The organism is Variovorax sp. CCNWLW235 (assembly GCF_037204085.1).
Classification (GTDB): domain Bacteria; phylum Pseudomonadota; class Gammaproteobacteria; order Burkholderiales; family Burkholderiaceae_C; genus Variovorax.
This window is the reverse complement of the sequence record NZ_JBBCBW010000001.1, coordinates 16,728-37,992: the sequence shown is the minus strand read 5'-3', so window position 1 is coordinate 37,992 and position 21,265 is coordinate 16,728. Positions and strand designations below refer to the sequence as shown.

21 protein-coding genes and 1 tRNA gene are annotated in these 21,265 nt (G+C 66.3%); 16 read left to right on the top strand and 6 right to left on the bottom strand.

Annotated features, from left to right (window positions below):
- Positions 1–8: 8 nt before the first annotated feature.
- From V9L21_RS00195 to V9L21_RS00180, 4 genes are all read left to right on the top strand, one after another.
- On the top strand, positions 9–782 hold the full coding sequence (locus V9L21_RS00195; protein WP_337297759.1) for a cytochrome c1: 774 nt from the start codon (positions 9–11) through the stop codon (positions 780–782).
- Between the two features lie 95 nt (positions 783–877).
- Positions 878–1,489: a glutathione S-transferase N-terminal domain-containing protein gene (locus V9L21_RS00190; RefSeq protein ID WP_062473683.1), complete on the top strand. Its 612-nt coding sequence runs from the start codon at positions 878–880 to the stop codon at positions 1,487–1,489.
- A 30-nt stretch (positions 1,490–1,519) separates the two neighbouring features.
- Positions 1,520–2,110, top strand: a complete 591-nt coding sequence (locus V9L21_RS00185) for a ClpXP protease specificity-enhancing factor (protein ID WP_337308229.1) — start codon at positions 1,520–1,522, stop codon at positions 2,108–2,110.
- A 34-nt stretch (positions 2,111–2,144) separates the two neighbouring features.
- Positions 2,145–2,220: transfer RNA gene (locus tag V9L21_RS00180), tRNA-Thr, on the top strand.
- Between the two features lie 93 nt (positions 2,221–2,313).
- Here the strand turns inward: V9L21_RS00180 and V9L21_RS00175 are convergent.
- Positions 2,314–2,715 (bottom strand): hypothetical protein, encoded by a 402-nt coding sequence (locus tag V9L21_RS00175; protein ID WP_337308228.1) that lies wholly within the window; start codon positions 2,713–2,715, stop codon positions 2,314–2,316.
- Between the two features lie 152 nt (positions 2,716–2,867).
- Between V9L21_RS00175 and V9L21_RS00170 the strand changes: the two genes are divergently transcribed.
- Positions 2,868–3,656: a YoaK family protein gene (locus tag V9L21_RS00170; RefSeq protein WP_337308227.1), complete on the top strand. Its 789-nt coding sequence runs from the start codon at positions 2,868–2,870 to the stop codon at positions 3,654–3,656.
- Here V9L21_RS00170 and V9L21_RS00165 read toward each other — a convergent pair.
- The 3 genes from V9L21_RS00165 to V9L21_RS00155 all read right to left on the bottom strand — a co-directional run bounded on the left by V9L21_RS00165 (position 3,631) and on the right by V9L21_RS00155 (position 7,449).
- Positions 3,631–4,653, bottom strand: a complete 1,023-nt coding sequence (locus V9L21_RS00165) for an SDR family oxidoreductase (protein ID WP_337308226.1) — start codon at positions 4,651–4,653, stop codon at positions 3,631–3,633. The two genes, V9L21_RS00170 and V9L21_RS00165, sit on opposite strands and share 26 nt — an antisense overlap.
- A gap of 109 nt (positions 4,654–4,762) precedes the next feature.
- Complete coding sequence (gene recJ / locus V9L21_RS00160; protein ID WP_337308225.1) at positions 4,763–6,484, bottom strand: single-stranded-DNA-specific exonuclease RecJ; 1,722 nt, start codon at positions 6,482–6,484, stop codon at positions 4,763–4,765.
- A complete protein-coding gene (locus tag V9L21_RS00155) occupies positions 6,481–7,449 on the bottom strand; it encodes a hypothetical protein (RefSeq protein WP_337308224.1) in 969 nt (322 codons plus the stop codon). Before V9L21_RS00155 ends, recJ begins: the two co-directional genes overlap by 4 nt.
- Positions 7,450–7,537: 88 nt before the next feature.
- Between V9L21_RS00155 and V9L21_RS00150 the strand changes: the two genes are divergently transcribed.
- The 3 genes from V9L21_RS00150 (at position 7,538) to V9L21_RS00140 (ending at position 10,150) form a co-directional block, all read left to right on the top strand.
- A complete protein-coding gene (locus V9L21_RS00150) occupies positions 7,538–8,794 on the top strand; it encodes a lipoprotein-releasing ABC transporter permease subunit (RefSeq protein WP_126745577.1) in 1,257 nt (418 codons plus the stop codon).
- Positions 8,787–9,464 (top strand): lipoprotein-releasing ABC transporter ATP-binding protein LolD, encoded by a 678-nt coding sequence (gene lolD / locus V9L21_RS00145; protein ID WP_337308223.1) that lies wholly within the window; start codon positions 8,787–8,789, stop codon positions 9,462–9,464. Before V9L21_RS00150 ends, lolD begins: the two co-directional genes overlap by 8 nt.
- A gap of 92 nt (positions 9,465–9,556) precedes the next feature.
- On the top strand, positions 9,557–10,150 hold the full coding sequence (locus V9L21_RS00140; RefSeq protein ID WP_337308828.1) for an ATP-dependent Clp protease proteolytic subunit: 594 nt from the start codon (positions 9,557–9,559) through the stop codon (positions 10,148–10,150).
- A 16-nt stretch (positions 10,151–10,166) separates the two neighbouring features.
- Here the strand turns inward: V9L21_RS00140 and V9L21_RS00135 are convergent, their stop codons facing one another.
- Positions 10,167–10,553 carry a RidA family protein gene (locus V9L21_RS00135; RefSeq protein WP_055803740.1) on the bottom strand — a complete coding sequence of 129 codons (387 nt, stop codon included), beginning with the start codon at positions 10,551–10,553 and terminating at the stop codon, positions 10,167–10,169.
- 185 nt (positions 10,554–10,738) lie between these two features.
- Between V9L21_RS00135 and V9L21_RS00130 the strand changes: the two genes are divergently transcribed.
- The 8 genes from V9L21_RS00130 to V9L21_RS00095 all read left to right on the top strand — a co-directional run bounded on the left by V9L21_RS00130 (position 10,739) and on the right by V9L21_RS00095 (position 20,014).
- Positions 10,739–12,313, top strand: a complete 1,575-nt coding sequence (locus V9L21_RS00130) for an ABC transporter substrate-binding protein (RefSeq protein WP_337308222.1) — start codon at positions 10,739–10,741, stop codon at positions 12,311–12,313.
- A gap of 43 nt (positions 12,314–12,356) precedes the next feature.
- Complete coding sequence (locus V9L21_RS00125) at positions 12,357–13,298, top strand: ABC transporter permease (protein WP_337308221.1); 942 nt, start codon at positions 12,357–12,359, stop codon at positions 13,296–13,298.
- Positions 13,299–13,310: 12 nt separating this feature from the next.
- Positions 13,311–14,150, top strand: a complete 840-nt coding sequence (locus tag V9L21_RS00120; RefSeq protein WP_126745583.1) for an ABC transporter permease — start codon at positions 13,311–13,313, stop codon at positions 14,148–14,150.
- Positions 14,150–15,187: an ABC transporter ATP-binding protein gene (locus tag V9L21_RS00115; protein ID WP_337308220.1), complete on the top strand. Its 1,038-nt coding sequence runs from the start codon at positions 14,150–14,152 to the stop codon at positions 15,185–15,187. Before V9L21_RS00120 ends, V9L21_RS00115 begins: the two co-directional genes overlap by 1 nt.
- A gap of 139 nt (positions 15,188–15,326) precedes the next feature.
- Entirely contained in the window at positions 15,327–16,304 is a 978-nt protein-coding gene (locus V9L21_RS00110; protein WP_337308219.1) for an ABC transporter ATP-binding protein, read from the top strand.
- Complete coding sequence (locus tag V9L21_RS00105; protein ID WP_443304483.1) at positions 16,301–17,620, top strand: amino acid deaminase; 1,320 nt, start codon at positions 16,301–16,303, stop codon at positions 17,618–17,620. Before V9L21_RS00110 ends, V9L21_RS00105 begins: the two co-directional genes overlap by 4 nt.
- Before the next feature lie 13 nt (positions 17,621–17,633).
- A complete protein-coding gene (locus V9L21_RS00100; RefSeq protein ID WP_126745587.1) occupies positions 17,634–18,545 on the top strand; it encodes a MurR/RpiR family transcriptional regulator in 912 nt (303 codons plus the stop codon).
- A complete protein-coding gene (locus tag V9L21_RS00095; RefSeq protein ID WP_337308218.1) occupies positions 18,542–20,014 on the top strand; it encodes an N-acyl-D-amino-acid deacylase family protein in 1,473 nt (490 codons plus the stop codon). The genes V9L21_RS00100 and V9L21_RS00095 overlap by 4 nt, the downstream gene beginning before the upstream one ends.
- Before the next feature lie 264 nt (positions 20,015–20,278).
- Here the strand turns inward: V9L21_RS00095 and V9L21_RS00090 are convergent, their stop codons facing one another.
- Positions 20,279–21,217, bottom strand: a complete 939-nt coding sequence (locus V9L21_RS00090) for a class I SAM-dependent methyltransferase (protein ID WP_337308217.1) — start codon at positions 21,215–21,217, stop codon at positions 20,279–20,281.
- Positions 21,218–21,265: the final 48 nt, after the last annotated feature.

Below are 21,265 nucleotides of genomic sequence, written 5' to 3'. Positions count from 1 at the left end.
GAAACACGATGAAGAAAAGCATTTCTGGCTGGCTCGCGGTTGTGGGCCTGGCACTGGGCCTGACCTTTTCCGCAGCCGCGTCGGCCGAATCCGGCGGTATTGCATGGGACAAGGCGCCCAACAAGACCACCGACGTCGCCTCCCTTCAGAACGGCGCCAAGCTGTTCGTCAACTACTGCCTCAACTGCCACTCCGCGGCCTTCATGCGCTACAACCGCCTGCAGGACATCGGCATTTCCGAGCAGCAGATCAAGGACAACCTGCTGTTCTCGACCGACAAGGTCGGCGAGACCATGAAGGCCAACATCGACGCACGCCAGGCCAAGGACTGGTTCGGCACCACGCCGCCCGACCTGACCCTGGTCGCGCGCTCGCGCGCCGGCCACGGCGGCACCGGTGCCGACTACCTGTACACCTACCTGCGCACCTACTACCGCGACGACACCAAGGCCACCGGCTGGAACAACCTCGTGTTCCCGAGCGTTGCCATGCCCAACCCGCTGTGGGAGCTGCAAGGCGAGCGCCGCCCGGTCTACACCAAGGTCGAGCAGCACGGCCACGCCACCGAAGTGTTCAAGGGCTGGGAGCAAGTCACCCCCGGCACCATGACGCCGCTGCAGTTCGACAATGCCGTGGGCGACCTGGTGGGCTATCTGCAATGGATGGCCGAGCCGGCACAGAACACGCGCATCCGCATCGGCGTGTGGGTGCTGCTGTTCCTGGCCATGTCGTTGGTTTTCGTGTGGCGACTGAACGCCTCGTACTGGAAAGACGTCAAGTAGTTCCGTCCACGCCGACCGGGCGCCCCGTGCGTCCGGTCCCACAGAGTGGGTTGCCAACGCGACCCACTCTTTTTGATTTTTAGGAGTCTCTCGCCATGATGGTCTTGTATTCAGGAACGACCTGCCCCTTTTCCCACCGCTGCCGGTTCGTGTTGTTCGAAAAGGGCATGGATTTCGAAATCCGCGACGTCGACCTCTACAACAAGCCCGAAGACATCAGCGTGATGAACCCGTACGGCCAGGTGCCCATTCTCGTCGAGCGCGACCTGATCCTGTACGAGTCGAACATCATCAACGAGTACATCGACGAGCGCTTTCCGCATCCCCAGCTGATGCCCGGCGACCCGGTCGACCGCGCCCGCGTGCGCCTGTTCCTGCTCAACTTCGAGAAGGAACTCTTCGTGCACGTGGCCACGCTCGAGAACCGCACTGCCAAGGGCAACGAAAAGGCGCTCGAAAAGGCCCGCTCGCACATTCGCGACCGGCTCACGCAGCTCGCACCCGTGTTCCTCAAGAACAAGTACATGCTGGGCGACAACTTCTCGATGCTCGACGTGGCCATTGCGCCGCTGCTCTGGCGCCTCGACTACTACGGCATCGACCTCAGCAAGAACGCGGCGCCGCTTCTGAAGTACGCTGAGCGCATCTTCTCGCGCCCGGCCTACATCGAAGCACTGACGCCTTCCGAAAAGGTCATGCGCAAGTAAAACTGCGTCAATCGTTCTCCGCTGTCTTTCATGATCAACGCGCTCGAGTCGTCCTCCACCCGCCCGTACCTCATTCGGGCGCTGTACGAATGGTGCACCGACAACGGGTTTACGCCTTATGTCGCGGTGCAGGTCGACGACACCGTCCAGGTGCCGCGCGAATACGTGAAAAACGGCGAGATCGTGCTGAACATCAGCTTCGACGCGACCAGTTCGCTCAAGCTCGGCAACGACTTCATCGAGTTCAAGGCCCGTTTTGCCGGCAGCGCGCGCGAAATCATCGTGCCCGTGGGCCGTGTGATCGCGATCTATGCACGCGAGAACGGGCAGGGCATGGCCTTTCCGGCTCCCGTGCCCGCGGGCAGCGGCGCCGAGGGCGGTGCTGCTTCCACGGGCGCCGGAGCGCCTTCGCCCCAGGGGCCCGCGCGCATGCCGCTGCGCGATGCCTCGCGCGGTACCGAGGGCGATGCCGGCAAGATCGTGCACCTGGTCACGGGTGAAGACGCGGATGAAATGGTCGATGTCGGTGACGATTCCGGCTCATCCTCCGAGCCGCACGACGAGCCGCCGCGCCCTCCAGCCGGTGGCGGCAGCCGCCCCTCGCTCAAGCGCGTGAAGTAGGCGCGTTTCGCACCGCTAAAATCCCAGGATTCGTGCCGCTTTAGCTCAGTTGGTAGAGCACCCGCCTTGTAAGCGGAAGGTCGTCAGTTCGATTCCGACAAGCGGCACCATATATCGAAGATCCCGGAAAGGCATCCGCCTGGCCGGCAAACAAAAAGGGGCGATTTCTCGCCCCTTTTTTCATTTCCAGCTGCTGACAGAGATCAGCAACGGCCTTTCTTGGCTTGTCCCGGTGGGCAGTGCTGGTGCCCGCCGCCGCCGTGGTCACCGCCATGATCGGCGTGGCGAGGCCTCTCTGCCCGGCGCCAGTTGCCTTCCATCCACCGCCATCCACCATCCGCCTGAACCCAGCGGCCGGGCGCATAGGCGTAGTCCGGCCGTGCAGCCTGCCAGAAGCCGGCGCGCCAGACATAGGCGCGCTGGTTCCATTGCCAGTGTCCCGGCACCCACACCTGGCCGGACCTGGGGCCCGGCATCGGCTCATAGCGAGGCGCGGGAGGCGCAACCTGGACCAGGGGCAGGTTGATGTTGACCGAAACCTGTGCCACGGCGGGAAGGGCAGACGCGGCGAGCGCGGCGGCGATCAGAAGAGCAGAGACTTTCATCGGAACCTTTGAATATGTGAACACGTATGCACAACGCAGACCGGTGCAAAGTGTAATCAGCGCATTCCTCAGGTGGCGCCGTCTCGAAAGCGTGGTAACCCGGGTCGTTGCTCCTGCCGGGTGCTAGAGTCGAAAGCGCAAGTTGCACGCTGATGCGCAGAATCCGCTTTCTTACCCACCGGCACCGCGCCCCTTCGACGAACCGGGTGCTCGGCCTTCTGCTGGCCTTCAATGCCGGCGCGTTCAATGCAGGCGGTTTTCTTGTGCTGCACATGTATACGTCGCACATGACGGGTTTCGCGTCGCAGTTCGCCGACAGCCTGGTGCTTGGCAACACCAAGCTGCTGCTGAATGCACTGGGTGCCATCCTGGCGTTTCTTTCGGGGGCGGCCGTCTGCGCGATTCTTGTGAACTGGGGCCGCCAGCATCGCTTGCGCAGCGTCTATGCGGTACCGCTGCTGCTGGAGGCGGCGCTCATGTTTCCGTTCGGCCTGATCGGGGCCATCACCCTGACATGGCCCACGCCGTTTGCGGTGCCGCTCACGGTGCTGTTGCTCTCGTTCATCATGGGCTTGCAGAACGCCGTGGGCTCCAAGACCTCCGGGGGCAGCATTCGAACGACCCACATGACAGGCAACATCACCGATGTGGGCATGGAACTGGGCAAGCTGCTCTACTGGAACCGCCATGCAACGCCCGAGCGGGGGATGGTGCGGCACAACCGCCGCAAGATGCAGGCGGCGGGCGGGCTGATCGGCATGTTCGTGCTGGGCGGAATCGTCGGCGCACTAGGCTTCAGCTATCTCGGCTTCGTATGCGTGGTGCCGCTCGCGGCATTGCTGCTGGCCGTCTCGGTGCCGCCTCTGGTGCAAGACGTGCCGCGGTCCAGAACACTGCAGAAGCTATTGACGGCACTCAAACCGCGCCCACGCTGCCCGTGATCGGCAGCACGATGCCGGTGATGTAGCTGGCGCAACTCGGCGCGGCCAGGAACACATAGGCGGGGGAGAGCTCTTCGGGCTGTGCGGGCCTTTGCATGTCGGTGTTCTTGCCGAAGTCCTTGACCTTTTCGGGCGGGCTGTCCGCCGGGTTCAAGGGCGTCCACACCGGCCCGGGCGCCACCGCATTCACGCGGATGCCCTTCGGCAGCAGATTGCTGGCCAGCGACTTGGTGAAGGCGTGTATGGCGCCCTTGGTGGTCGAGTAGTCGAGCAGGTGCGCGCTTCCCTCCAGGCCGGTGACCGAGCCGGTGTTGATGATCGACGAGCCCTGGCCCAGGTGCGGCACCGCGGCGCGCGCCATCTGGAAATAGCCGAACACGTTGGTCCTGAGCGTCAGGTCGAAGCGCTCATCGGTAATGTCCTCGATCGATGCCGCATGCAGCTGGAAGGCCGCGTTGTTCACCAGGATGTCGAGCTTGCCGAAGGCTTCGATGGTCTTGTCGACCGCTTCGCGGCAGAACGCCGGATCGCAGACGTCGCCCTTGATCACGATGCAGCGCGCGCCTTCGTCTTCCACGTGCCGCCGTGTTTCCTCCGCGTCCTCGTCTTCATCGAGATGCACGATGGCCACGTCGGCGCCTTCGCGCGCATAGAGCAGCGCCACGGCGCGCCCAATGCCCGAGTCGCCGCCGGTGATCAGTGCCGTCATGCCTTCGAGCTTGCCGCTGCCCTGGTAGTCCGGCGCCTCGAACCGGGGGCGCAGCGCCATGTCTGCTTCCTGGCCGGGCTTGCTCAGGTGCTGTGCCGGCATCGGGTTGGCCGGCTGCGGGCGCGAGCCTGCCTGTGCGGGCTGGCTGGACTTCTTGGCGGCGGGTTTCGCGCTGTCCTTTTCATCTTGCGCGCGTTGGACTTCCCGATGCTTGGCCGCCGTCTGGGCTGGTCCTGCGGACTTGGATGACTTGGCGGATCTGGGAGGTGATGCGGTGGTCGATTTCATGATGCCTGGGCTCCTCATGCAAATGACCACCGTAAAACGCCGCTGCTCGGGCGGCGTAGGAATCCGTCCCGACCGCGTGCCCGCCGTGTCGCGCGAAGCCTGGGGCGAGCTAAATCTCCGCGCCCTCGACCAGGAAGCGCACGCGGCGCACCCCCTGCCACTCATCGGCATCGAGCCTGAAGGCGAGCTTCACGCGCGCGGGCAGCGGGTCGGTATGGCCGAACCAGATGCCATCGACCGGATGGCCCTGGTGCCGCAGCTTGAGCGCCAGGTGCTTTTCGCCGACGAGGCGTTGCGACACCACCTCCACTTCCTCGCTGAAGGTGGGCGGCGCAAAGCCCTGGCCCCACACCTCGCGGTGCAGCGTGTCGACGAGGTCGATGCGCATGTACTCGCGTTCCAGCGGCCCGTCGGTGTCCAGGCGCCGGGTCAGCGTGGCTGCGTCGAGCCACTCGTGGGCCACCTCGGCCAGTGCCCGCTCGAACACCTCGAACTTCTCGCGCGCCACGGTGCAGCCCGCCGCCATGGCATGGCCGCCGAAGCGCAGCAGCACGCCCGGATGCCGCTTGGCCACCAGGTCGAGCGCATCCCGCAGGTGAAAGCCCGGAATCGACCGGCCCGAGCCCTTGAGCTCGTGCTCCTTGCCGGGTGCGCCGCTCGCGGCAAACACGAAGGTCGGGCGATGGAAGCGGTCTTTCAGGCGCGAGGCCACGATGCCGACCACGCCTTCGTGAAATTCCGCATCGAACACGCTGATGGCGGCCGGCGGCGCCTCGCCGCCCTTGGCATCAGGGCCGAACAGCGATTCGGCCAGCATCAGCGCCTGGTCGCGCATGCCGCCCTCGATGTCGCGCCGCTCGCGGTTGATGCCGTCGAGCATGCGCGCGAGTTCGTCGGCGCGGCCCGTGTCGTCGGTCAGCAGGCATTCGATGCCCAGCGTCATGTCGGCGAGGCGTCCGGCCGCATTGATGCGCGGGCCCAGTGCAAAGCCGAAGTCGAAAGTGGTGGCCACGGCAGCGTTGCGCCCCGCCGCCTTGAACAGCGCCGCAATGCCTGCCGGCAGCGCGCCCGCGCGAATGCGCCGCAGGCCCTGCGCCACCAGGCGGCGGTTGTTGGCGTCGAGCTTCACCACGTCGGCCACGGTGCCGAGCGCCACCAGCGGAAGCAGCACATCCAGCTTGGGCTGCGTGGCCGCGGTAAACACGCCGCGCGTGCGCAACTCGGAGCGCAGCGCCAGCAGCACATAGAACATCACGCCTACGCCGGCAATGCTCTTGCTCTCGAAGCCGCAGCACGGTTGGTTGGGGTTCACCAGCACATCGGCGGCCGGCAATTCCGGGCCGGGCAGGTGGTGGTCGGTCACCAGCACCTGCAGGCCGCGCGCCTTGGCGGCAGCCACGCCTTCGACGCTGGCAATGCCGTTGTCGACGGTAATCAGCATGTCGGCGCCGCTATTGGCCACGCGCTCGGCAATGGGCGGCGTGAGGCCGTAGCCGTCGACCACGCGGTCGGGCACCAGGTAGCTCACGTTCTTTGCGCCAAGCAGGCGCAGGCCTCGCACCCCGACGGCGCAGGCGGTGGCACCGTCACAGTCGTAGTCGGCCACGATGCACAGGCGCTTGTCCTGCGCCATGGCATCGGCGAGCAGCACCGCGGCCTCGCGCGTACCGTGCAGCGTGTCGGGCGGCAGCAGGCGCGCCAGGCCGTCGTCGAGCTCGTCCTTGGCCAGCACGCCGCGCGCTGCGAAAAGGCGGGCCAGTAAGGGGTGCACGCCGGCCTGCTCCAGCGCCCAGACCGTGCGGGGCGGTATGTCTCTGGCGATGATTTTCATAGGCCCTCGAGCACGTTGGCGGCGCGTGGCCGGTCGAACAGGCTCTTGGCCCAGCCCACCAGGCCGCGCTGCTGCACTGCATAGCGCTGTGCCGCACGGTCGCCGCACAGCGTGAGCGCGACGTCGGCGCCTGCGGTGTAGTCGGCCAGCAGGCTGGCGATAGGGCCCGCATCCAGTGCTTGCCAGGCTTGTGCCCAACCCGGGCCGTCGTCGCGCAATGCGGCGATGCGCAGCGCATCGCTCACGGTGGGCGCAGAAGTCGCGGGCGAAGGCGTATCCGCCTGCAGCGCGCCGGTGCCGCTGAGCCAGAAAGAGTTGATCGGCGGCACGCCGCGGGCGGCGCGGTCGTCGTTCACGCGTTGGGTGTAGAGCAGCATCTGCATTTCATTCTGGAGGCGGCGCAGCGGCCGTGCCGCTTCGGCGAGCGGCGACCACTGCGAAATAGGGTGGCCCACCGCACGGTCGATGGATGCCGTTGCCAAGCCGTCGAAGATGCGCGCGCGCGCCAGCCAGCGGCCGGGGGTGGAAGAGGGGTGCAGCGCAATGCCGTCTTCCTCGAAGAAGGGATGTGCGGCAGCCAGCAGCGCGGCCGATTCGGCGGCGTCGATCTCGATGGCGGACGGGTCGCCCAGCACCACGTCGTCGATGCCCACCTGCCAGTTGCACAGCGACACCAGGCCCCAGCCTTCGCGGTCGCCAGGCTCGGCAATGCCGATTTGCCTGGCTTCGAGCGCGGCCCAGGGAATGCAGCCGTCGGCTGCGGAAATGCCCAGCGCCGCGGCCAGCGCCCGTTCATGGGGTGGTGAGCGCGTGCTTTCGTCTTGCGTATCGGTCTCTATTAGCGAGAGCCGGGAGAGCAGGGACTCGAGGTTGGGCAGCCGAAGCGATGGCAGCGCGGCGCGGCATGCAGGGGAACCGCGGCTAGCAAAGGGAATCAACAGATGACGTGGGAGAGGTTCGGCCATTCCCCTATTGTCCGGGAATGCCACAATCCCGGGGATGCAACGCCCCGAAGCGCCCTTGGCGCCGGAAGCGCGTCAAAGAACTGGAAATATGCGACTTCCTTATGAACTGCAGCTCGGCTGGCGCTATACGCGCGCAGGCCGGGCGACACGGCGCAACGGCTTTATCTCCTTCATCTCGGGCGTATCGATGCTCGGCATTGCGCTGGGGGTGGCGGCACTGATCATCGTGCTCAGCGTGATGAACGGCTTCCAGAAGGAAGTGCGCGACCGCATGCTCGGCGTGGTGTCGCACATCGAAATCCTTTCGCGCGACGGCCAGGCCCTGCCCGACATCGACGCCATCATGGCTGCCGCGCGCAAGAACCCCGAGGTGGTCGGCGCGGCTCCCTTCATTGCCACACAGGCGCTCATTGCGCGCGGCGAGGACATGAAGGGCACGCTGGTGCGCGGCATCGTGCCCAAGCTCGAACCCGAGGTCACCGACATTGCCACCACCGCGCAAAAGGGCACGCTCGACAAGCTGGTGCCGGGTGAATTCGGCATCGTGCTCGGCGGCGAACTGGCGCGGTCGCTCTTCGTGCAGCCCGGCGACCAGGTCACGCTGGTGGCTCCCGGCGGCCAAGTCACGCCCGCGGGTGTGGTGCCGCGGCTCAAGCAGTTCACCGTGGTGGGCACCTTCGATTCGGGCCACTACGAGTACGACTCCGCGCTGGCCATGATTCACGCGGAAGACGCGCAGCGCGTGTTCCGGCTCGACGGGCCCACCGGCATCCGCATCAAGCTCAAGGACCTGAACGAGGCACGCGACGTGGCCGACCAGATGGCCGTCACGCTGCCGGGCCAGTTCCTCATTCGCGACTGGACGCGCCAGAACAAGACATGGTTTGCGGCCGTGCAGGTCGAAAAACGCATGATGTTCATCATCCTCACGCTCATCGTGGCGGTGGCCGCCTTCAACCTGGTGTCCACGCTGGTGATGACCGTGACCGACAAGCGGGCGGACATTGCCATCTTGCGCACGCTGGGCAGCTCGCCGCGTAGCATCATGGGCATCTTCGTGGTGCAGGGCGCCATGGTCGGCGTGATCGGCACCGTGGCCGGGCTGCTGCTGGGGCTGGGCATCGCCTACAACATCGACGTGATCGTGCCCGCGCTCGAGCAGCTCTTTCATGCGAGCTTCCTGCCCAAGGACATCTACCTGATCAGCAAGATGCCGAGCGACCCGCAGCGCAGCGACATCATGCCGATTGCGATCATTTCCCTTGTCCTGGCCTTCCTGGCCACGCTGTATCCGAGCTGGCGCGCGAGCCGCGTCAACCCCGCCGAGGCCCTGCGCTATGAGTGATGTCGTCCTGAAGGCCCGCGGGCTCACCAAGCGCTTTCACGAGGGGCGCATCGACCTCACCGTGCTGCACGGCGTCGACCTGGACGTGCGCGCCGGAGAAACGCTGGCGATCGTCGGCGCCTCGGGCTCCGGCAAGAGCACGCTGCTGCACCTGATGGGCGGGCTCGACGCGCCCACCTCCGGAAAGGTCGAGCTGCTCGGCAAGGACATTGCGCATGCCGATGCGGCCGAGCAGGGCCGCCTGCGCAACCAGCACCTGGGTTTCGTCTACCAGTTCCACCACTTGCTGCCTGAATTCAGCGCGCTCGACAACGTGGCGATGCCGCTCAAGATCCGGCGCACCGAGCCCGCGCAAGCGGCAGCCGCCGCCACCAAGATTCTCGAAAGCGTGGGCCTTGGCGGCCGTCTGCATCACCGACCGGCCGAGCTTTCCGGCGGCGAGCGCCAGCGCGTGGCCATTGCGCGCGCCCTGGTCACGCAACCGGCCTGCGTGCTGGCCGACGAACCCACGGGCAACCTCGACCGCAACACGGCCGACACCGTGTTCGCGCTGATGATCGAACTCGCGCACAAGCATCGCACGGCCTTCGTGATGGTGACGCACGACCAGGAGCTTGCAAAGCGCTGCGACCGCGTGCTGCAACTGGTGGCGGGACGTCTGGCGGGTTGAGTTGGTGCCGCTGCCACGCGTGCATGCAATGTCGGCGAAACTGTCTGTCTGATCGGCAAGATGCCGTTCAATCACAGGAGTGCTTCTTGATCATGGAAACCGACGACGACACCACGCCCGCCGCCACCGCGGAGCCGCGCAATTCCTACCTGGAAGAGAAAGCCTTCAAGTCGCGCACGCTGCTGATCTTCGGCAGCATCACCGACTCGGTGGCCGCCGACGTCACGCGCAGGCTCATCGCGCTCGACGCCGACAGCCAGGACAAACCCATCGACATTCTGGTGAGCTCGCCCGGCGGCCACCTGGAATCGGGCGATGCCATTCACGACATCGTGCGCTTCATTTCCGCGCCGGTGAACATGATCGGCACCGGATGGGTCGGCAGCGCTGCCACGCATCTTTACCTGGCCGCGCCGAAGGAACGCCGGGTGTGCCTGCCCAATACGCGCTTTCTCATTCACCAACCGAGCGGTGGCGCGGGCGGGCAGGCGACAGACATCGCGATCCAGGCGCAGGAGATCATCAAGGCCCGCCATCGCATCGCGCACGAAATTGCACGCGAAACCGGCAAGCCGATCGACGTGGTGCTGGCCGACATCGAGCGCGACCGCTGGCTCTCGGCTGCGGAGGCGGTCGAATACGGGCTGGTCTCGCGCATCATCCAGCGTAAGACCGAGCTGCTGTAGGGCTGACTGGCGCCGCTTACTTGGGCTTGTAGGCCACCACGTCGATCTCTACCTTGGCGTCGACCATCAGGCGCGCCTCGGTGGTCGAGCGCGCCGGCTTGTTTTCACCGAAATAGCTCATGTAGATGCGGTTGAAGGCACCAAAGTCGCGCGCGTCCTGCAGCCACACGGTGCTCTTGCACACGTCGTCGAGCGTGGCGCCGGCCAGTGCGAGCACCTTCTTCAGGTTTTCCATCACCTGGCGCGTCTGCGCCTCGATGCCGCCCACCACGATTTCGCCTTCTGCATTGGCGGGAACCTGGCCCGACACGTAGATGAAATCGCCCGCGCGCACTGCCGGGGAGAAGGGGCGGGCCTGGCGGTCCGAGGCGACGGGCGGGGCGCCGAGGTATTCGAGCGGCATGGGAAAACTCCTGAAGTGAGAAAGAAGAAAAGAGGATCGCAAGTATCGATCCAATCTGAAAATTAGTTTCAGAAAAACCTTCAAACAAGGGTTAACACGGATGATTTGGCATGAATACTGCTTCAAAGTCCGGGCCGAAAAGAAAATTTCTTTCAAACCCTGCCCGCCCCATGAAGGAGTTCCCCATGCCTCACGCCGGTCTTGTCCAGCGCCTGCCGCACCTGTCCAAGCGCAGCCTGCTGGGTGCTTCCCTGCTCGCGCTGCTGTGCGCCGCGCTGCCCCAACAGCAGGCGCAGGCCCAGGGGCCGCGCAACTTTGCCACGCTGGCCATGGTGGCCGAGCCGCAGACGCTCGACCCGATGGCGTCGACCGCCGACCTGGTCGGAACCATCATGCAGCACGTGTATGAAACGCTCTACACCTTCGACGCCAAGTGGAACGTGGTGCCGATGCTGGCCGAGAGCAGCCCCAAGATCTCCGCCGACGGCAAGACCTACGCCATTACCCTGCGCAAGGGCGTGATGCTGCACAACGGCCGCGAACTCACGGCCGACGACGTGGTGGCCAGCCTGCAGCGCTGGATGGACCAGTCGCCGCGCGGCAAGGCCGTGGGCAAGGAAGTCGAGAGCCTCAAGGCCAAGGGCCCGCTGGGCGTGGAGATCGTGCTGAAGGCGCCGTATGCGCCGCTGCTGTCGCAGCTTGCGCTGCCGAGCGGCATGGCCGCCATCATGGCCAAGGACTCCATCGCCTCGCCGCTGAAGGAGTTCGTCGGCACCGGTCCCTACAAGTTCAAGGAGCGCCGGCCCGACCAGTTCGTGCTGCTCACGCGCTTCGACAAATACACCGCGCGCAAGGAGCCCGCGAACGGCTACGGCGGCAAGCGCGAAGCAGCGATTGAAGAACTGCGCTTCGTGCCGGTGCCCAACGCCAGCACGCGCGTCGAAGGCGCCCTGGCCGGCCAGTACGACTTTGCCGACCTGCTGCCCGTGGAGGCGCTGCCCCGGCTGGAGAAGGCTGGCGGCAAGACCGTGCCGATCATGACGCCGTCGTTCGGCTTTCCGTACCTGGTGCTCAACACCAAGGAAGGCGTTGCCTCCAACCAGGCCATCCGCCAGGCCATTCAAACGGCGCTGGGCGAGGGCGAGATGCTCGCGGCCGGCTTTGGCGACACGCGCTTCTTCGTGGCCGAGGGCAACCACTTTCCGAAGGGCTCGCCGTTCTATTCGGCAGCCGGCGCCACGCTGTACAACGAACGCAACGCGCCCAAGGCCAAGGAGGCCGCGGCCAAGGCCGGCTACAAAGGCGAGCCGGTCCGCGTGCTCACCAGCCGCCAGTACGACTTTCACTACAACATGTCGCTCCTGATGGCCGAGCAGCTCAAGCGCGCCGGGTTCAAGGTCGATCTCAACGTGGTCGACTGGGCCACGCTGGTGCAGCGCCGCAACGACCCCAAGCTCTGGGACATCTACGTTACCCACTCGGGCCAGTTTCCAGAGCCGATGCTTTCCCCGCCGCAGCTCGGTGACGGCGCGCCCGGCTGGTGGGACACGCCCGCCAAGAAGGCGGCGCTGCAGGCCTTCAACGTCGAAAGCGACCCCGCCAAGCGCGGCGCGCTGTGGGGCAAGGTGCAGCAGGTGGTCTACGAAGAAGTGCCGTACATCAACGTAGGCAAGTTCAACGGCCTCTCGGCCAAGAGCCCGGCGCTGGACAACTACCAGCCGGCCACCTGGCCGTTCTTCTGGAACGCCCGGATCAAGTAATGGCGCCTTCCGCTTTCGCATCGGCTCGACAAGACTGCACCCCATGATCCGCTACATCGCTTCCCGCGCCGCCGGCATGCTGGTGGTGCTTGCCATCGTGGCGGTGCTCGTCTTCGTGCTCACGCGCGCGGCTTCGGGCGACCCGGTCTCGGTGCTGCTGGGCGACCAGGCCACGGCCGCCGACATTGCGCGCGTGCAGAAGGAATACGGCCTGGACAAGCCGCTGCCCGTGCAGTTCGGCTACTGGCTTCGCGAGGTACTGCAGGGCAACCTCGGCACCTCCATCTTCCTGCAGCGGCCCGTCACGCAGGCGCTGTGGGAGCGCGCCGAGCCGACCACGCTGCTCGCGCTCATGGCCGTGGCCATTGCGGCGCTGATCGGCGTGCCCTGCGGCATTGTCTCGGCGGTGTTCCGCGGGCGCGTGGTCGACCAGCTGTTCACCGGCATCGCGATGCTGGGTGCCAGCATTCCTAGCTTCTGGCTCGGCATCGTGCTGATCCAGATCTTTGCCGTGTCCTTCGGCTGGTTTCCGGTATCAGGCTACGGCGCGCCCGATGCGCCGTTTGCAGAGCGGCTGCATGCGCTGGTGCTGCCGGCCACGGTGCTCGGCCTTTTGAACTCGGCGCTCATCATCCGCTTCACGCGCGCTTCGATGCTCGACGTGCTCGGCGAAGACTATGTGCGCACCGCGCGCTCCAAGGGCCTGAGCGAAAGCACGGTTGTGCTCAAGCATGCGCTGCGCAATGCATTGGTGCCCATCGTCACGGTGATCGGCCTCACGGTTGCGCTGATGATCGGCGGCGCCGTCATCACCGAAACCGTGTTCGGCCTGCCGGGTGTCGGCAACCTGGTGGTGAGCGCGGTGCTGCGGCGCGACTATCCGGTGATCCAGGGCGCGCTGCTCGTGATTGCGGGTATCTACGTGCTGATCAATTTCTCCATCGACCTGCTGTATGCGGTGGTCGATCCGCGCGTGAAGGTTTGAGAGAACAACAACATGCAAATGCCCCGAATGCTCCGCCAGCTGATGCACCGCCGCATCGTGATGGTCTCCGCGCTGGTGCTGCTGGTCATCGCGGTCATGGCCATCGGCGCGCCGTTGTTCGCCTCCATCGATCCCAACGACACGGCCGTGCTGCAACGCCTGAAGGGGCCGAGTGCAGAGCACCTGCTGGGCACCGATGAACTGGGCCGCGACATGTACTCGCGCATCGTGCACGGTGCGCGCTACTCGCTGGCGATTGCGGCGCTCACCGCGCTCGGCGCAGTCGTCGCCGGCACCGTGCTGGGTCTCATGGCCGGTTTTTTTCGCCGCCTCGACGCGCCGCTGATGCGCGTGGTGGACGCGATGATGTCGTTCCCCGACATCCTCCTGGCCATCGCGCTCGTCGCGATACTCGGCCCTTCGCTCATCAACACCGTGCTTGCGCTGGTGCTGGTGTACACGCCGCGTGTGGCACGGGTGGTGCGGGCCTCGACATTGGTGGTGCGAGAGCTGCTGTTCGTCGAAGCGGTGCGCGCGCTGGGCGTGCGCACCTCGCGCATCCTGTGGCGGCACATCCTGCCCAACCTGATGTCGCCGATCCTCGTGCAGGTGTCGTTCATCTTTGCCTACGCCATCCTGGCCGAGGCGGGGCTCTCGTTTCTCGGCGTCGGCGTGCCGCCTGAAATTCCGACCTGGGGCACCATGGTTGCGGGCAGCCAGCAGTATGCGCACCAGGCCTTCTGGGTGGTGCTGTTTCCGGGGCTTGCCATCATCTTCACCGCGCTGTCGCTGCAGTTGCTGGGTGACGGCGTGCGCGACCTGCTCGACCCCAAGCTCAAGAAGACGCTGTGATGACGACCACTACGAATTCACCGCGTCTCCAGGTCAGCAACCTGAGCACCAGCTTTCCCACCGAAGACGGCCTCATCCGCTCGGTGGCCGACGTGAGCTTCTCGATCCAGCCCGGCAAGACGACGGCGCTGGTGGGCGAATCGGGTTCGGGCAAGTCGGTGACCAGCCTCACGCTGATGCGCCTCTTGCCCAAGACCGCGAACGCGCAGGTCAGCGGCTCGGCTTCTTTCGTCACGCGCGAAGGCAAGTCGCTCGACCTGCTGCAGATCGGCGAGCGCGAAATGCGCAGCCTGCGTGGCAACCAGCTGTCGATGATCTTCCAGGAGCCGATGACCAGCCTGAACCCGGTCTTCACCATCGGCGAGCAGATTGCCGAGAGCGTGCGGCTGCACAAGGGGCTCGACCGCAAGGCGGCCATGGCCCACGCGCTGCGCATGCTGGAGCTGGTTGAAATACCGGCCGCGGCGCAGCGCATTCACGAGTACCCGCACCAGCTCTCGGGCGGCATGCGCCAGCGCGTGATGATTGCGCTGGCCATGGCCTGCGACCCGACGCTGCTGATTGCCGACGAGCCCACCACCGCGCTTGACGTGACCATCCAGGCGCAGATCCTCGAGCTCATGCGCCGGCTGCAGGCCGAGACGGGCATGAGCATCCTGTTCATCACGCATAACCTTGGCGTGGTCGCGCACCATGCGGACGACGTGGTGGTGCTCTATGCGGGCCGCGTGGTCGAAAGCGCGCCCGTGCGGCCGCTGTTCGCGCAGCCTGAGCATCCGTACACCCAGGGGCTCCTGGCCTGTCTTCCGGGCAAGGCGCGCCTGCCGGGGCAGCCCAAGCCGAAGCGGCTGTTCGCGATCCGCGGGCAGGTGTCGAGCCCGCTCGCGCCGCCGCCGGGCTGCGCTTTCGAGCCGCGCTGCGACCATGCGCTGCCGGGTTGCAGGGAAGCGATTCCGCCGTTGATCGATATCCGCCAGGATCGGCAGGCGCGCTGTATTCGCGTGCAACCGGATGCCCAACTCGCGAGGGTCGCATGAGGCGCCCGCTGTCCCCGTCTTGCCCCCTCTCCCGCGTGCGGGAGAGGGCTGGGGTGAGGGTGACCCCTATGGCCTTGGCACGCACCCTCATCCCCCGCCTTCTCCCGCAAGCGGGAGAAGGAGCCAATACAGCATCCTCATGACCACCGCCGTCCCCCTCATCGAAGTCCGCAGCCTCAAAAAATACTTCGGCAGCAGCGACCGCCCGGTGCGCGCTGTCGACGATGTGTCGTTCGCCATCCATCCCGGCGAGACACTGGGCCTCGTCGGTGAATCGGGCTCGGGCAAGAGCACCATCGGCCGCACCGTGCTGCGGCTCGTAGAGCGCACCGATGGCCAGGTGCTCTACCGCGGCGACGACATCGGCGCACTCTCGGGCGAGCGCATGCGCAAGCTGCGCAGCAAGCTGCAAATCATTTTCCAGGACCCGTATGCAAGCCTGAACCCGAAGATGCGCATCAGCGCCATCCTCGGCGAGGCGCTGTCCACGCACGGCTTGCACAAGGGCGCCACCGCGCGCGACAAGCGCATTGCCGAGCTGCTCGAAACCGTGGGCCTGCGCGCCGAGCATGCGAGCCGCTTTCCGCACGAGTTCTCGGGCGGGCAGCGCCAGCGCATCGGCGTGGCGCGCGCGCTTGCCGTGGAGCCCGAGTTCATCGTGGCCGACGAGCCGCTGTCGGCGCTGGACGTGTCGATCCAGTCGCAGGTCATCAACCTGCTGGCCGACCTGCGCGAGCGGCTTGGGCTGACCATGCTTTTCATCTCGCATGACCTCGACGTGGTCGAGTACCTGTGCGATCGCGTCGTGGTGCTCTACCTTGGCAAGGTGATGGAGGTGGCCACCACCGACGAGCTGTTTGCGCGGCCTTCGCACCCCTACACGCAGGCGCTGCTGGCCGCGAGCCCTAAGCCCGACCCGACGCTGGCTACCGAGCGCATCGCCCTCAAGGGCGACATTCCCAGCCCCATCTCGCCGCCATCGGGCTGCGTGTTCCGCACCCGCTGCCCCCACGCCATCGAGGCCTGCGCGCAGACCGTGCCGCCGCTCGATGAGATTTCCGTCGGACACTACAGCGCTTGCATCCGCAAAGAGCTGCTCTCCAACATCGCCGCATGACCATGACCGACATCACCGCCGCCACCGACAACAACGATTTCAACGACCCGCTGCTGGGCAGCAGCTTCAAGGGCTACCCGCGCACCCAGCCGCCGCGTCGCCGCAGCGAGGTTGGCGCCGCGGGCTGGAACGTGCTCGCGGGCGACCTGCCGCTGCCGCTGGCCGTGCTCAAGCGCGAGGCGCTCGAGCACAACCTGGCCTGGATGCAGTCGCGCGTGCGCGAGTGGGGCATCGACCTGGCGCCGCACGGCAAGACCACCATGTCGCCGCAACTCTTCCAGCGCCAGCTCGATGCCGGCGCCTGGGGCCTGACCTTTGCCACGGTGACGCAGCTCGCGGTGGGCGTGGCGGCCGGCGCGCGCCGCACGCTCATCGCCAACCAGGTGGTCAGCGACGAAGACCTGGGCGGCATCCAGCTGCTGCTGCAGGCGCATGTCGACCTGCGCATCGTGTTCCTGGTCGATTCGCTCGCGCAGCTTGCGCTGATCGACGACTGGGCGAAACGCCATCCGGCAAGCGTGCCTTTCGAGGTCATGGTCGAGATCGGTGTCGAAGGGGCACGCACCGGCTGCCGTACGCACGAAGAAGCCGTGGCGCTCGCCACCCGGCTGCGCGCCAGCGATGCGGTCAAGCTCGTGGGCATCGAAACCTACGAAGGGCAGGGCGCCACCGGCGCCAGCGAACCCGACAGGGCCTACGCCACCGCGCTGATGGACCGCGTGGAAGCCATTGCGCGCCATTGCGACACGCAGCAGCTGTTCGAAACCCCCGAGGTGCTGGTCTCCGCCGGCGGCTCGGCCATCTTCGACCTGGTGGCCGGCCGGCTGAAGCCCGCGCTGGGTTCGCCCGTTCGCGGCCTGTTGCGTTCGGGCTGCTATGTCACGCACGACCACGGCTTCTACAAGCGCATGGTGAGCGCGGTCGACGAGCGGCTGGGCTGTGACTGCGGCGAGAGCCTGCGCCCCGCCATGGAGGTGTGGGCCACGGTGCAGTCGCGGCCCGAAGCGGGCCTGGCGATTCTTGCAGTCGGCAAGCGCGACATTTCCTTCGATCTCTCGATGCCGGTGCCGATCGCACGCGCGCCCCGCGGCATGCTCGAGGCGCAGGCCGTGCCCGCCGGCTGGAAGATCACCGCGCTGAATGACCAGCACGCCTACCTGCGCTGGGACGCTTCCGAAGAAGCGCAGGCACCCGTGGTGGGCGACCGCGTCGGCCTGGGCATTTCGCACCCCTGCACCACCTTCGACAAATGGCACTGGATGCCGGTGGTCGAAGAGAACTACCGCGTGAGCGACGCCGTCGCCATGCACTTCTGAGCCACGCCAACCGATGACTCCTTCATTGCTTCAGAAGATCGGCGAGATCCGCAGCAGCGCGCCTGCCACGCGCCGCGCGATTCTCGACCTGATCCTCGAAGACCCCGACCGCGCGCTCGAGGAAAGCTTCGAGCAGCTGGCCGAGCGCTCGGGCAGCTCGGTGCCCACCATCATGCGCACCTGCCGCGACCTGGGCTTCGCCGGATTGCGCGAGTTCAAGCTTGCGCTCGCGCAAGAGCTCGCGCTGGGCGGCTCGCCGCTGCACCGGCGCGTGAACATCGAGGACGCAGCCGATGAAGTCGTCAGCAAGATCGCGCGCAGCGCGGCGGCCTCGGTCTCGGGCGTGCGTGGGCAGCTCGACATGCAGGTGCTCGAAGGAGCGGTAGCCGCCATTGCGGCCGCACCGCATGTCGACTTGTACGGTGCGGGCGCCACTTCGTGGTTCATGGCCAACGACCTGCAGGCACGGCTCTTCAGGCTCGGCCTTTCGGCCAATGCCTGGGCCGACTACCACCTGCAGCAGGTGGCGGGTGCCGCGCAGCGGCCGGGCGGCGTGGTCATCGCCATTTCGCACGTGGGCGGCATGCCTTCGCTGCTCGATGCGGTGGACATCGCGCGCGGGCAGGGCGCCAAGGTGGTCGCGCTCACGCGGCCGGACACCGCGCTGGCGGCCAAGGCCGACTTTCTGCTGGGCCTTTCCGTGCCCGACGACGCGGTGATGCACGTGGGCATCGATGCCTACCTGACGCATCTCACCGCCATCGAGATTCTCACGGTGCTGGTGGCGCAGCGGCGCGGCGAGCCCGCGGTGCAGCGCCTGCAGCGCGCGCGCGAAGCCTTTCAGCGCCACGGCATCGACGCCGCCACGCACCCGCTGCAAAGCTGGGACGGCGGCGGCATCAACACAGGGGGCCGCGCATCGTGAGTGGAGAAGCCAAAGCCGTATTGCTCGAAGCCGGCCTTGTGGTCGACGGCTCGGGCGGGCCTTCATGGACTGGTGACGTGCTGCTGCAGGGCGATCGAATCGTTGCGCTCGGCGAAGGCCTGCGCGAGCGGCTGCCCGAAGGCATCACCCTGGCCGACATCGAGATCGCCGACTGCCGAAAGAAGGTGATAGCCCCCGGCTTCATCGACGCGCACACGCACGACGACGCCATCGTGCTGCGCGACCCGCTCTGCCTGCCCAAGGTATCGCAGGGCATCACCACCGTTGTCACAGGCAACTGCGGCATTTCGCTCGCGCCGTACCGCACGCCGCAGTCCAAGCCGCCGCTCACGCTGCTGGGTGCGGAGTCGTTCAAGCACGCCACCATGGCCGAGTACCGCGCGGCTGTCGATGCAACACAGCCTGCGCTGAACGTTGCGGCGCTGGTGGGCCACACCACTCTGCGTTTTGCGGCGATGGAAGCACTGGACCGCCCCGCGAGCGCCGACGAGCTGGCGCGCATGGCGGCGCTGCTCGACAGCAGCATGGCCGAGGGTGCGCATGGCATGTCGTCGGGGCTGTTCTATGAAGAAGCGTTTGCCGCTCCCGCAGAGGAAGTCACGGCGCTCGCCCATGTCGTCGCAAGGCATGGCGGCGTCTACGCAACGCATCTGCGCAGCGAGATGCAGCAGATCATCGAGGCGCTGCATGAAGCGGGCGACACGGCCTTCAGCGCCGGCGTGCCGCTCGTCATCTCGCACCACAAGTGCGCCGGCCCAGCCAACTGGGGCCGCACGAAGGAAACGCTGCCGCTGATCGAGGCGCTGGCGGAGCGGCAGAAAATTTCGATGGACGTGTACCCCTATGTGGCCGGCTCCACCGTGCTGCGCGAAGACCTGGTCGATGGCGTCATCGACGTGCTGCTGACCTGGTCCGACCCGCATCCCGAGATGACCGGCCGCCTCATCTCCGACATTGCGCGCGAGTGGGGCACCACCGAACAGGAGGCCTGCCTGCGCCTGAAGCCCGGCGGCGCCTGCTATTTCCAGATGCAGGAAGAAGACGTGGAGCGCGTCATTGCGCATCCGCTCACCATGATCGGCAGCGACGGCCTGCCGCACGACCGCCATCCGCATCCGCGCCTGTGGGGCGCCTTCCCGCGCGTGTTCGCGCGCTACTGGCGCCAGCGCCGCCTGTTCACGCTGGAGCAGGCCGTGCACAAGATGACGGGCATGACGGCGCGCAATCTGCGCATCGCCGACCGCGGGTTGCTGCGCGTGGGTGCGATGGCCGACGTGGTGGTGTTCGATCCGGAGACCATTGCCGACACTGCCACCTATGACAAGCCGCACGGCGTGAGCTTGGGCGTGGAGCGGGTGTTCGTGAATGGGGTGCTCGCGTATCGCGGCGGTGGCGCCGAGGCGAAAGTGCTGGCTCGGGCGGGGCGGATGCTTAGCCGCGGGGGGTAGGGTGGACTTGTTCGGGGTGGCGTTGTTGTTTGCGCTGCTGTTCAGGGCGCGTGCACAGGCCACCGGGTACTCCCCTCCGCGAATGTCCCCCGCCTTCGGCTCCTCCTTTATTTCGCTGCGCGGAGCACCCGATGCCCTGTGCACTTGGGCACGCTCTCAATTTGTCGCAGGGCAATCGGTACTCTGAACAAATGTTTTCTCCGTCGGCGGGATCGGTCTGGAGCGCCCCGCACCGCGGTGCGCCTGATAGGGCCTCGTGCGGATTCAGAGGGCGGACATCGCACCGCTGACAAGGCGGGCGTGCGCGATGTGCGCGGCCCGGGCCGGCTGCAAGCCGCTAGTCCCTGCCGCGTCATAGCGTGCGAGCGCATGGTCGCCATCGAAGTCCTCCACCAGCAGCAAACCAGCATCAAGCAGCACTGCCTTCAAGGTAGCCGGGTCAAAACCCGAGAGGAACGCTTCGCCGACGGAGGCCACCTTGCTTCTCAATCTGCGGAAGCTTTCGACTTCCTCGTGATCGGCGTCACACAAGATAGCCTCGTCCACATAGGTGAAAACCAGTTCGCTTCCGGCCGGGGCATATGAAGCGATCGCGCGGAGAGTGGCGAGGTTAGCCTCCCGCGTCAGATACATGGTGACCCCGAGCCACGAGAAGAAGGTCGGCTGCATGGTTTGGAAAGAGGATCGCCCCAGGGCCGATCCCAGCGTTTCGACGGCCAGGTCGGCCTCGACGAAATGTACGTCGGCGGATTCGGGAACCCCGCATCTCTGCAAGCACTGTCGCTTCATGCGCTGGGTCGCGGGGTGGTCGACCTCATAGATCGTCAGCCCTTCGGCCCAAGCTGGACGGCGGCAGATGAAGCTGTCGAAACCCGCACCGATGATCACGTACTGTGCGACGCCCTGTGCAACGGCGGCCTTCAGTGCATCCTCGGTGTAGCGGCTTCGTAAGATTACGTCCGCATATGCAGGGTTGGCGCGCAGCGCGGCGTCGAGAATCTTGTCGGGCGCTTCTGCGGCTTCGAAGCGCCTGGATGCATCCACGCTCTGCAATGCCCGCTCGCGCAGGGCTATTCGCACCGCGTCAGGAATCAGGCGGTCGCCCCATGGATCGTTCAACAGCGGAACTGGGTCGCCCCGCGTATGAAGTGCTCGCATCAGCGAGGTGGCAACGGCGGTGCGGCTGGCATCTGAAGGGTTCACAAGGGTCTCCGTGCTTTGGGGCGCGAAGTGTCAGCCAGGGTTTCGAAT

What these genes read in the sequence shown, in the direction of transcription:
- V9L21_RS00195 (WP_337297759.1), top strand. Translation starts at nt 9, where the DNA reads ATGAAGAAAAGCATTTCTGGCTGGCTCGCGGTTGTGGGCCTGGCACTG.
- V9L21_RS00190 (WP_062473683.1), top strand. Translation starts at nt 878, where the DNA reads ATGATGGTCTTGTATTCAGGAACGACCTGCCCCTTTTCCCACCGCTGC.
- V9L21_RS00185 (WP_337308229.1), top strand. Translation starts at nt 1,520, where the DNA reads ATGATCAACGCGCTCGAGTCGTCCTCCACCCGCCCGTACCTCATTCGG.
- V9L21_RS00175 (WP_337308228.1), bottom strand. Translation starts at nt 2,715, where the DNA reads ATGAAAGTCTCTGCTCTTCTGATCGCCGCCGCGCTCGCCGCGTCTGCC.
- V9L21_RS00170 (WP_337308227.1), top strand. Translation starts at nt 2,868, where the DNA reads ATGCGCAGAATCCGCTTTCTTACCCACCGGCACCGCGCCCCTTCGACG.
- V9L21_RS00165 (WP_337308226.1), bottom strand. Translation starts at nt 4,653, where the DNA reads ATGAAATCGACCACCGCATCACCTCCCAGATCCGCCAAGTCATCCAAG.
- recJ (WP_337308225.1), bottom strand. Translation starts at nt 6,484, where the DNA reads ATGAAAATCATCGCCAGAGACATACCGCCCCGCACGGTCTGGGCGCTG.
- V9L21_RS00155 (WP_337308224.1), bottom strand. Translation starts at nt 7,449, where the DNA reads ATGGCCGAACCTCTCCCACGTCATCTGTTGATTCCCTTTGCTAGCCGC.
- V9L21_RS00150 (WP_126745577.1), top strand. Translation starts at nt 7,538, where the DNA reads ATGCGACTTCCTTATGAACTGCAGCTCGGCTGGCGCTATACGCGCGCA.
- lolD (WP_337308223.1), top strand. Translation starts at nt 8,787, where the DNA reads ATGAGTGATGTCGTCCTGAAGGCCCGCGGGCTCACCAAGCGCTTTCAC.
- V9L21_RS00140 (WP_337308828.1), top strand. Translation starts at nt 9,557, where the DNA reads ATGGAAACCGACGACGACACCACGCCCGCCGCCACCGCGGAGCCGCGC.
- V9L21_RS00135 (WP_055803740.1), bottom strand. Translation starts at nt 10,553, where the DNA reads ATGCCGCTCGAATACCTCGGCGCCCCGCCCGTCGCCTCGGACCGCCAG.
- V9L21_RS00130 (WP_337308222.1), top strand. Translation starts at nt 10,739, where the DNA reads ATGCCTCACGCCGGTCTTGTCCAGCGCCTGCCGCACCTGTCCAAGCGC.
- V9L21_RS00125 (WP_337308221.1), top strand. Translation starts at nt 12,357, where the DNA reads ATGATCCGCTACATCGCTTCCCGCGCCGCCGGCATGCTGGTGGTGCTT.
- V9L21_RS00120 (WP_126745583.1), top strand. Translation starts at nt 13,311, where the DNA reads ATGCAAATGCCCCGAATGCTCCGCCAGCTGATGCACCGCCGCATCGTG.
- V9L21_RS00115 (WP_337308220.1), top strand. Translation starts at nt 14,150, where the DNA reads ATGACGACCACTACGAATTCACCGCGTCTCCAGGTCAGCAACCTGAGC.
- V9L21_RS00110 (WP_337308219.1), top strand. Translation starts at nt 15,327, where the DNA reads ATGACCACCGCCGTCCCCCTCATCGAAGTCCGCAGCCTCAAAAAATAC.
- V9L21_RS00105 (WP_443304483.1), top strand. Translation starts at nt 16,301, where the DNA reads ATGACCATGACCGACATCACCGCCGCCACCGACAACAACGATTTCAAC.
- V9L21_RS00100 (WP_126745587.1), top strand. Translation starts at nt 17,634, where the DNA reads ATGACTCCTTCATTGCTTCAGAAGATCGGCGAGATCCGCAGCAGCGCG.